The organism is Microcystis sp. LE19-41.2A (genome assembly GCF_027530405.1).
Classification (GTDB): domain Bacteria; phylum Cyanobacteriota; class Cyanobacteriia; order Cyanobacteriales; family Microcystaceae; genus Microcystis; species Microcystis aeruginosa.
The window spans coordinates 1-8,510 of sequence record NZ_JAPZQJ010000319.1 but is presented as its reverse complement, the minus strand read 5'-3'; the positions used below and the strand labels follow the sequence as shown (position 1 = coordinate 8,510).

The 8,510-nt window shown below is 45.7% G+C and carries 9 protein-coding genes and 1 pseudogene; 4 read left to right on the top strand and 6 right to left on the bottom strand.

Annotation, left to right across the window (positions count from 1 at the left end):
- Positions 1-273 (bottom strand): helix-turn-helix domain-containing protein (locus tag O9290_RS13345; protein ID WP_288087147.1); only part of this gene is annotated, 273 nt, incomplete at its 3' end.
- A gap of 114 nt (positions 274-387) precedes the next feature.
- Here O9290_RS13345 and O9290_RS13340 point away from each other — a divergent pair.
- Positions 388-762, top strand: a complete 375-nt coding sequence (locus O9290_RS13340) for a DUF433 domain-containing protein (RefSeq protein ID WP_002758892.1) — start codon at positions 388-390, stop codon at positions 760-762.
- The gene (locus tag O9290_RS13335) at positions 759-1,151 is read left to right on the top strand and encodes a DUF5615 family PIN-like protein (RefSeq protein ID WP_288055942.1); all 393 of its coding nucleotides are present in this window, start codon (positions 759-761) and stop codon (positions 1,149-1,151) included. Before O9290_RS13340 ends, O9290_RS13335 begins: the two co-directional genes overlap by 4 nt.
- Before the next feature lie 364 nt (positions 1,152-1,515).
- Here O9290_RS13335 and O9290_RS13330 read toward each other — a convergent pair whose 3' ends face one another.
- A complete protein-coding gene (locus O9290_RS13330) occupies positions 1,516-2,820 on the bottom strand; it encodes an ABC transporter substrate-binding protein (protein ID WP_288055940.1) in 1,305 nt (434 codons plus the stop codon).
- 474 nt (positions 2,821-3,294) lie between these two features.
- Positions 3,295-4,533 (bottom strand): carboxyl-terminal processing protease CtpA, encoded by a 1,239-nt coding sequence (gene ctpA, locus O9290_RS13325; RefSeq protein WP_288055938.1) that lies wholly within the window; start codon positions 4,531-4,533, stop codon positions 3,295-3,297.
- 59 nt (positions 4,534-4,592) lie between these two features.
- On the opposite strand from ctpA, the gene O9290_RS13320 reads away from it, so the two are divergent.
- Together O9290_RS13320 and O9290_RS13315 are read left to right on the top strand one after the other, a co-directional pair.
- Positions 4,593-4,808 (top strand): hypothetical protein, encoded by a 216-nt coding sequence (locus tag O9290_RS13320; RefSeq protein WP_223212993.1) that lies wholly within the window; start codon positions 4,593-4,595, stop codon positions 4,806-4,808.
- Positions 4,726-4,962, top strand: a pseudogene (locus O9290_RS13315) (hypothetical protein). Before O9290_RS13320 ends, O9290_RS13315 begins: the two are co-directional and overlap by 83 nt.
- 212 nt (positions 4,963-5,174) lie before the next feature.
- Here O9290_RS13315 and fba read toward each other — a convergent pair.
- From fba to O9290_RS13300, 3 genes are all read right to left on the bottom strand, one after another.
- Positions 5,175-6,254, bottom strand: a complete 1,080-nt coding sequence (gene fba, locus O9290_RS13310) for a class II fructose-bisphosphate aldolase (protein ID WP_002744497.1) — start codon at positions 6,252-6,254, stop codon at positions 5,175-5,177.
- 132 nt (positions 6,255-6,386) lie between these two features.
- Complete coding sequence (locus O9290_RS13305; RefSeq protein ID WP_002758897.1) at positions 6,387-7,514, bottom strand: aldo/keto reductase; 1,128 nt, start codon at positions 7,512-7,514, stop codon at positions 6,387-6,389.
- Positions 7,515-7,749: 235 nt separating this feature from the next.
- A complete protein-coding gene (locus O9290_RS13300) occupies positions 7,750-8,250 on the bottom strand; it encodes a bifunctional nuclease family protein (protein WP_002758898.1) in 501 nt (166 codons plus the stop codon).
- Between the last annotated feature and the right edge of the window lie 260 nt (positions 8,251-8,510).

Sequence of the window (8,510 nt, the reverse complement as noted above, 5' to 3'; positions counted from 1 at the left end):
GAAATTAGTAAAAGCTGTTTGTAGGTGTCTTAACCCTTGTGGTAAAGGTACACAGCTTACCTCGTTTAAAAAGTTTAATTCTTCTTGTTTTTTCCAATGGGTTAGCATTGAAGAAGTTTGAGCGTAGCCTACTCTTTCTTGTCTTTCATACCATGCTTGTGTTCGTTCGTGGAGAGCTTTATTGTAAACCAATCTTACACATCCCAAAGTGCGCCGCAATAGCGACTCTTGTTCTGGTGTCGGGTAAAATCGGTAAGAATAGGCTTTTTCCATATCTCGCATTCTAGCATATATCGTGTAAATGCGCTAATATTTAACAGTAAAGCCGTCGTAGAACGACGGGGTTTCAGACCCAAATTTTCGATGAAATTCTAGAAGGTTATGAGTATGGTTCTGGTATCCAACGGGCAATCAGCTATTATTCGTACAGAGCGTGGATTGACAATCGCCGGTACGCGAATTACCCTTTATGATGTTATGGATTACCTAAAGGCTCAGTATCCCCCCAAGCTGATTCGTGAAAAACTTGGTCTTAATGATAGACAGATTGATTCAGCCCTAGCATACATTGAGACTCATTGTACTGAGGTTGAAGCCGAGTATCAAGAATGCTTGCAGACAGCGACAGAAATTCGTCAATACTGGGAAGAGCGAAATCGTGAGCGATTTGCCAAGATTGCGGCGATGCCCCCTAAGCCCGGTCAAGAAACCATTCGTGCGAAGCTTCAAGAGTGGAAAGCACGCATTGAATCTCAATCATGAACTTTCTGATTGACTACAACTTAACGGGCGATGTTGTTTTATTCTGGGGAACCCTCTCAGCAGAAGGATGGCTTGATCTTTTGCCCATCCGCTTCTTCACCTTTCAGGATGTTGGATTGCCGATGGATAGTAGTGATCGGGTTGTTTGGCAATTTGCTCAAAACACTCAGATGATTTTAATTACAGCAAATCGAAATATGAAAGGAATTGATTCGCTGGAACAAACCATACGTGAAGAAAATACACCCGCTTCCCTGCCAATTCTGACAATTGGAAACCCTGATCGCTTTGATGAAAGTAGCTATCGGCAAAGATGTGCTACCCGCTTGATTGAGATTTTATTTGATCTAGAAAACTATATGGGAATCGGTCGAATTTTCATCCCATAAGACTGTTGGGGAAATTCAGGGACTTTTTCCCTGAAAATTAGGTAATTGACCCCCTCAAAATCTGTAAAACCCCACACCCCACACCCTACACCCTACACCCTGCCCCTAGGAAAAACTTTTTCAGCAGACCCTAATTAAGACAGGTAAATGAGTCAATTTCACCCACAACGATGATCTTTTTTTTGTGTAGTTTTGTTGCAAAAAAAAAAGTTTTTTTGACAAAAAGCACAAAGTATGAATGATGAATTATGAAGTGGGGTAGTGAAGTAGTGGGGAAGTGGAGCATTTGGCTGAAATTTCCCTAAACCCCTAAATCCCTATCACCCTATCCCCTACCTCCTGACTCCTGATTACTGATTACTGATTACTGATTAGGTGTCACCTGATCGATAACCTTGAGAGTCCCGTCATCCTTGACAGTCCAGACATCGTAACTACCGACCACATCGCCATTTTCATCGATATCCACATTGCCACTGGCCCCCTGATAGTTAATATCCTCGCCTTTGCGAATCATTTCCATGGCTTGACAAGCATCGGTTACTTCCGTCCCCGGACCGTTAGCCACCTCACGAATCTTGCTTTGAATCCCTTCACCAGTGTTAGATTTAGCCGCCTCAGCTGCTAACATCAATAAAACCGCCGCGTCCCAAGTATGGGGAACAAAAGCGGTGACATCCTTGCCAGTTTTTTCCTTCCAGAGAGTAGTAAAAGCGCTTAAAGCTTGACCGTCGGCCCCAGGGACTGTACCTAGGGCGCCGGCAATAATTGACTTACCATCGGTTCCTTTCCCCACCTGTTTGGTGAAATCTTCCGAATAAACCCCATCGGTGAGGAGGACGGTAACTCCTTTGGTCAATCCCTGTTTATAGGCCGCTTGCAGTAATAAACTGCCGGTTTCAGCGTAAAGGACTGCCGCTACAGCATCCGGTTGGTTAGCGAAGGCAGCCGCCGCTTCACTATCGAGAGTGGCAGCTCTCGGGTCATAACGGACAGGATTTTGCTTATTAGTGATAGTGCCGCCTAATTTATCGAAAGCGCTCACGAATTCCCGTTCAAATCCGACTCCATAATCGTTATTGATCACGACGGTGGCCACATTTTGAAAACCCTTTTTCTTAGCTAGGACCGCTAAAGCTTGAGCTTGGTAGGTGTCCGGGGGAGCCGTCCGCGCCCAAAAACCTTTAAAATCGCCTTTTTTCGCCCTGTCAGTAAATACAGGACTGGTGCTACCCGGAGAGACTAACATAACTTTCTTTCTCACCGCCACATCGACGGCTGCTCCTGAGACGCTACTGGCAAAGGAACCGATCACACCGGCTACTTTATCCACCTCCGCTAGTTTCGTCATCGCTGAAGCACCGGCGGCGGGATCGGTTTGGTCATCTTCTTTCACGAGGGTGACGGGTTTGCCATTGACTCCACCACAGGCATTGATAGTCTCTACCGCTAGGGCGGCTGCTTCGGGCATATTTTGACCAATGGCGGCTAAATCTCCGGTAATGGGCAGTAAAGCCCCTAATTTTAAGCCTTGATCACCGGGGCCAGTGGTGGTGGGACTAGAGGCAGTGTTATCGGGGGTTTGGGCATTATTACAAGCGGTTAAAAAATTAGCTAAGAGGCTGATGCTCAGGGTTAGGGCTAGGGGCGATCGAATATATCTCTGCATGGCAGTAAAATCAAGGATGAGTCAAGGTTGCAAGACTGAAAAGCCCGGACTGGGAAAATTCTAATCGATGTTAGCATTCTCTTCAAATCAAACAGGTTTCCATCTTAATTTAGATATTGATGGAAAAAATGGCTAATTTGTTCGACCTATGCCGTCGGGTGTGGGGTGTGGGAAGTTTTTTCAGTGATCAGTAAACAGTAAACAGTAAACAGTAAACTGAAAACGGTTCTTTTTGTTTGTCTTAGGCAATAAACGGGGCTATAAGGGATAAAACCCTTATATATAAAGACATTGATGCGATCTTTGTTAATTGTTTTCCCTCTCTAACGAACTAATCAATTAAGTCTCTTGCCAGATAAGGATTTAGTCGATTTATGCCCCCCGATCGAACTATACCAAGTAACGAAGAATCCTGAAAACTCGCATCTGATAACTGATAACTGATAACTGGTAACTGATAACTGAAAACCCCACTTAGGAAGCTTTGGCTAAAACGGTGTTCTGGTTTAAAAACTGAATTGCCGTTTGGTATTGACTATCTTTTTCGGTGCCGATTTCCTGATATGTGATCGGTTCCTGTGCCACCACTTGATCCGGGATAATTCCTAACTTATGAATATCATGGTGGGCGGGAGTTTCATATTTCGCCACGGTAATCGCTAATCCTGCCCCATCGGGTAACTCGAATAGGGACTGAATTAATCCCTTACCGAAAGTCTTTTCTCCCACTAAAACCCCCCGTTGATTGTCCTGTAATGCTCCGGCTAAAATCTCGCTGGCGCTGGCGGTTCCCTGATTGACTAAAACGACTAAAGGCGAGTCGGTTAAAGCATTGCCAGAAGCGGCAAAACTATCGGCAATTCCCTCGCGATTAACCGTATAAACGATCGTTCCCTGATTAATCCACATCCGAGCGATTTCTATGCCCGCTTGCAGTAAACCACCGGGGTTATTTCTTAAATCTAAAATATAACCCTTTGCCCCTTGTTTTTGTAAATCTGTCACCGCTTCCGAGACTTCTTTGGCAGCGTTAGCACTAAATTGATTTAAGCGCACATAACCGATGGGCAAGGAACTAGAATTTTTATCCAAAACCGCTACCACTGGACTTAAAGAAATGCGTTGACGGGTTAAAGATAGGGTTTTTGGTTGACTTTTTTGATCGGGAAGAATGACTAAGGAAACTTCTGTTCCGGGGGTGCCGCGCATTTTGGCCGCCGCCGCGTCGAGGGTTAAAGTAGTGGTATCGATGCCATCAATAAACAAAATGCGATCGTGGCTAGTCAAACCAGCGGCCTCAGCAGGAGAACCAGCAAGGGGGGCAACCACTTCTAGATAACCATTGTCGGGATTGATATTAATTTGCAGTCCTACCCCCGATAATTCCCCCGTGGTGCTAATTTGTAGGTTATGGTATTGATCCGGTCGCAGGAGACGGGTAAAAGGTTCATCGAGAGTGGCTAACATCTGTTCGATCGCATTATAGGCCGCCGTCCGATCGTTGAGGGGTTTTTTGATGAATTGTTCCCGCACCTGCCACCAGTTTTGATGATTAAAGGTGTCATCATAATAGGATTGGTTGACTAATCGCCAAGATTGCAGTAGTAATTTTTGTTCTTCGCTAAAGGCGGCTGCTGTGGGTGTCCATGCCATCCAAGTCAGACAAAACCAAAATCCCACTAATAATCCCACCCACAACGATTTTTTTCTCATCTTGCTTCTCTTATAAATCAAGTGCTGATCTGCTGATTATTTTCAGTATAGTCTTTTCTCTGAAATCGATTGGCTCTCTTATTCTTTGTGTGATCAGTTTAACTTATATAGGAGCGATCAATCTTTGTGTCCTTTGTGTCTTTGTGGTTCGTTCCACTCGCTGGGTGCATCTCATTTTTGTAAATCTACCAATTGGGATTTTTACGGGGAAACTCTCGGCTAAGATCGGGCATTACTTTCGGTTTTATCGCTCAATCCCAGCTTTTGGGGGGTAGAACCCCCCAAACCACCCGTTTGGGTAGGGTTGATTCATGAATCAACCCTACCCAAACCCCGGAGCGCATGAGCTTTTCGGTGGGATGCTTACACGCAGCTGCTGATATATTTGTAATCATCTACGAGTCACTGATAATTGCTGATTGTCGGTAGTCCCGCAAATGTGAGATGCACCCCACTCACTCGCTGGCGGAACTGTATCTTAGAATACATTTTACCCACCAAACCCAAGAGAGCCATCGATTCTTATCTGACAACTCTTTCCCTTGAAGGCATTCCCATAAAAAAGAGGGTAGTTATGGTTAACTACCCCAAAAAATTCTCCTAGATCGGTGCCATTAAGCGATCGCTTAATTGTTCAGCTACTAGACAGCCACAACTTTTTTGCTGACTTGGGTTAATTGCCCTTTAGCATATTTGGCTGCGTAATCATCGAGGGACATTTGTTTGATTTTGCTGGCGTTACCGGCGGTACCAAATTGTTGATAGCGATCGGCACAAACTTTCTGCATATAGGTGATCGAGGGTTTCAGGAAGAAACGGGGATCAAACTCTTTCGGGTTGCTGAATAGTGCTTCACGAACTGCGGCGGTAATTGCTAAACGGCAGTCGGTGTCGATATTGATTTTACGCACACCACTCTTGATGCCTTTTTGGATTTCTTCCACGGGAACACCGTAGGTTTCGGGGATAGCGCCACCGAATTGGTTGATTAATTCGAGGAGATCTTCGGGAACCGAGGAAGAACCGTGCATAACCAAGTGAGTATTGGGTAAGCGGTTATGAATTTCTTCAATACGGCTAATAGCGAGAATTTCGCCGGTGGGTTTGCGGGTAAATTTGTAAGCGCCGTGGCTAGTACCAATGGCTACTGCTAAAGCATCTACTTGAGTTCTTTCGACGAAATCCACCGCTTCATCGGGATCGGTTAACAGCATCGAGTGATCTAATTCTCCCTCAAAACCGTGGCCGTCTTCCGCTTCTCCTTTACCAGTTTCTAGGGAACCTAAACAACCGAGTTCTCCTTCCACACTAGCACCGATCGAGTGGGCAACTTTTACCACTTCAGCAGTAACGTTAACGTTGTACTCGTAGGTGGCGGGAGTTTTAGCATCCGCTTCTAAGGAACCATCCATCATGACGCTGGTGAAACCGTTACGGATGGCCGAGTAGCAGGTGGCGGGTTCATTACCGTGATCTTGGTGCATCACGATGGGGATATGAGGATAGGTTTCCACCGCGGCGGTGATCAAGTGACGCAGGAAGTTTTCCCCTGCATATTTGCGCGCACCGCGAGAAGCTTGTAGGATAACGGGGCTGTCGGTGGCTGCCGCCGCTTGCATGATCGCTTGGATCTGCTCCATATTATTTACGTTAAAAGCGGGGATGCCATATCCGTTCTCAGCCGCGTGATCCAACAATAACCGCATGGGGACGAGTGCCATATCCTTTACTCCTTAATCTATTTCTTGTTTTCTGTCTCTTTAAATTCAAGAAAGTTAATTCTCTTACCTGTTAATCTTAAGATAGTTTTTACACTTTGACGATCCCCAAAAAAAATTTTTTCGGGTTTCGTCCTAAGATGACCACAATCTCCGTTGCGGTGCGCCATTAAGTAGTTCGTGTGTATTAAATAGCAGCTGGGGAATTGGCAATTTTTCCGGGCAGCGAGGTAAACAATCACCACATTCAGTACAATTATTGGCCTTGCGTCCGGGGAACCAATGACCAGCATTTTCCAGCATTCGATAGCGATACTGGCCAAAATCGGTCATTTCGTAAGCTACTGCCAGATTCCGCAGTCTCAACACTTCGGGGATATTAATATTTTCGGGACAGGGTAAACATTGATAACATTGGCTACATAGATCTGTAGCCAATTTATCGGTTAAATGTGCCTCTAAACGCTTAAAAACGGCAATTTCTGCCGCATCTAGGGGCTGATCTCCTTCGCATACGTTAATAATTGCCTCTAATTCCTCTGGGATCGCTGCCCCGACGCTGAGGGTAGTAATGCGCGGATCGCTCAATAAAAAGCGATAATTTAGCTCTAAGGGTGAAAAAGGAGCGCATAATTCCTCTAGCTTCTTGGGAGGTCTGTGGAGACCACCTCCCTTATCAGCAGGGGAAATAATAAACACACCCATGTCCTTTGCTTGGGCTAAAGCGATCGCCGGTTGCTGTCTTTGCCAAAAAAAATAGTAATGGATATTGACAAAAGCGAAGAAATCTGTATTGATCGTCTCCAGAATAATTTCTAGGGGTGCATGGGTAGAAAAGCCAATATGACCGATTTTTCCAGCTTCTTGGGCCATAAAAACGGCTTTCATGCAGCCTTGCGGGTCTTTAATCCAGTTTAAATGCTCGCGGGTGTTAATACCGTGAATTGCTAGACAATCGAGGTAATTTGATTGTAATCGTTCTAGGGATTCGGCGATCGCTTTTTCCATAGTTTGGCGATCGGGAGTGGGGACCAATTTCGTAGTCAGATAAACCCGCTCCCGCACTCCTTGACGCTGCAGGTAGCGACCGAGAAAAACTTCGCTATTACCGTAACCTCTGGCTGTTTCTAGGTGATTAATCCCCAATTCTAGGGCGCGATCAACTGTTGCAGTAAACACCGACTCTGAGGACAAACAGCGCATTGTCCCCAGGGAAAACAGCGAAAATTGCCAATTAGTACGGCCAAATCGTCGATAACGCATTGATTCAGTTATCAGTTATCAGTTATCAGTTACCAGTTATCAGTTATCAGTTACCAGTTAGAAGGTATTGGGTGTGGGGTGTGGGGTGTGGGGTGTGGGGTGTGGGGTGATGGGGAAGTGGGGAAGTGGGGAAGTGGGGACGTGGAGAAGTGGGGAAGTGGGGAAGTGGAGCATTTGGCTGAAATTTCCCTAAACCCCTAAACCCCTAAACCCCTATCTCCTATCTCCTGAATTTTCACTGATCACTAAAATCACCGTGACGTTGGATCAGGTCTGAGGGGCTAAGATTGGAGACGAAATTGCGAAAAGCTTGACGTTCCTGCTCATCCGCGTCACGATCGACAGGGATAGAAGCGGAAGCGATCACTTCTTCCATTACCCAGACAGGACTGTTGGTACGCAGGGCAATGGCGATCGCATCACTGGGACGACAATCGATTTCTTTTTTGACTTCGCCGCGCTGGAGACAGAGAACAGCATAAAAGGTATTATCTTGGAGAGAATGGATGATAATCTTTTCTAAATCCATGTCCCAAACTTTAAAAATATTAGCGATCAAATCGTGGGTGAGGGGACGAGGGGGTCTTTGTTGTTCGAGGACGGTGATAATGGCCTTAGCCTGATCTTGTCCGATGTAGATAGGTAGGGCGCGACGCTCGGAACCATCCTTCAGCAGTACAATGGGACTGCGAGTGATAGCGTCTAGGGCAATTCCAGCGACTTTCATTTCGATCATGACTATGGCTTCTCCAATATAGAGATTCAGCTAGGGAAGGAGTGGGAAAGCAAACTGAATAATATGGTGCTTCGTTACACTCACAGTATGCCCTAAGATGGCAGGGATTAGCCTCATCTTTATTGACATCCTCGCCGCCCTAAAAGTGCGGCGATTCCTAAACCTCACGATTTAAGTTTCTGCTTCCACCACCGTCGCATACCACAGTTAAAAAACCATGTACTGTCTTACACAGAGTCCACAGACTTTCGCCCCATTTC

What these genes read in the sequence shown, in the direction of transcription:
- O9290_RS13335 (WP_288055942.1), top strand. Translation starts at nt 759, where the DNA reads ATGAACTTTCTGATTGACTACAACTTAACGGGCGATGTTGTTTTATTC.
- O9290_RS13305 (WP_002758897.1), bottom strand. Translation starts at nt 7,514, where the DNA reads ATGCGTTATCGACGATTTGGCCGTACTAATTGGCAATTTTCGCTGTTT.
- O9290_RS13330 (WP_288055940.1), bottom strand. Translation starts at nt 2,820, where the DNA reads ATGCAGAGATATATTCGATCGCCCCTAGCCCTAACCCTGAGCATCAGC.
- O9290_RS13340 (WP_002758892.1), top strand. Translation starts at nt 388, where the DNA reads ATGGTTCTGGTATCCAACGGGCAATCAGCTATTATTCGTACAGAGCGT.
- fba (WP_002744497.1), bottom strand. Translation starts at nt 6,254, where the DNA reads ATGGCACTCGTCCCCATGCGGTTATTGTTGGATCACGCGGCTGAGAAC.
- ctpA (WP_288055938.1), bottom strand. Translation starts at nt 4,533, where the DNA reads ATGAGAAAAAAATCGTTGTGGGTGGGATTATTAGTGGGATTTTGGTTT.
- O9290_RS13300 (WP_002758898.1), bottom strand. Translation starts at nt 8,250, where the DNA reads ATGATCGAAATGAAAGTCGCTGGAATTGCCCTAGACGCTATCACTCGC.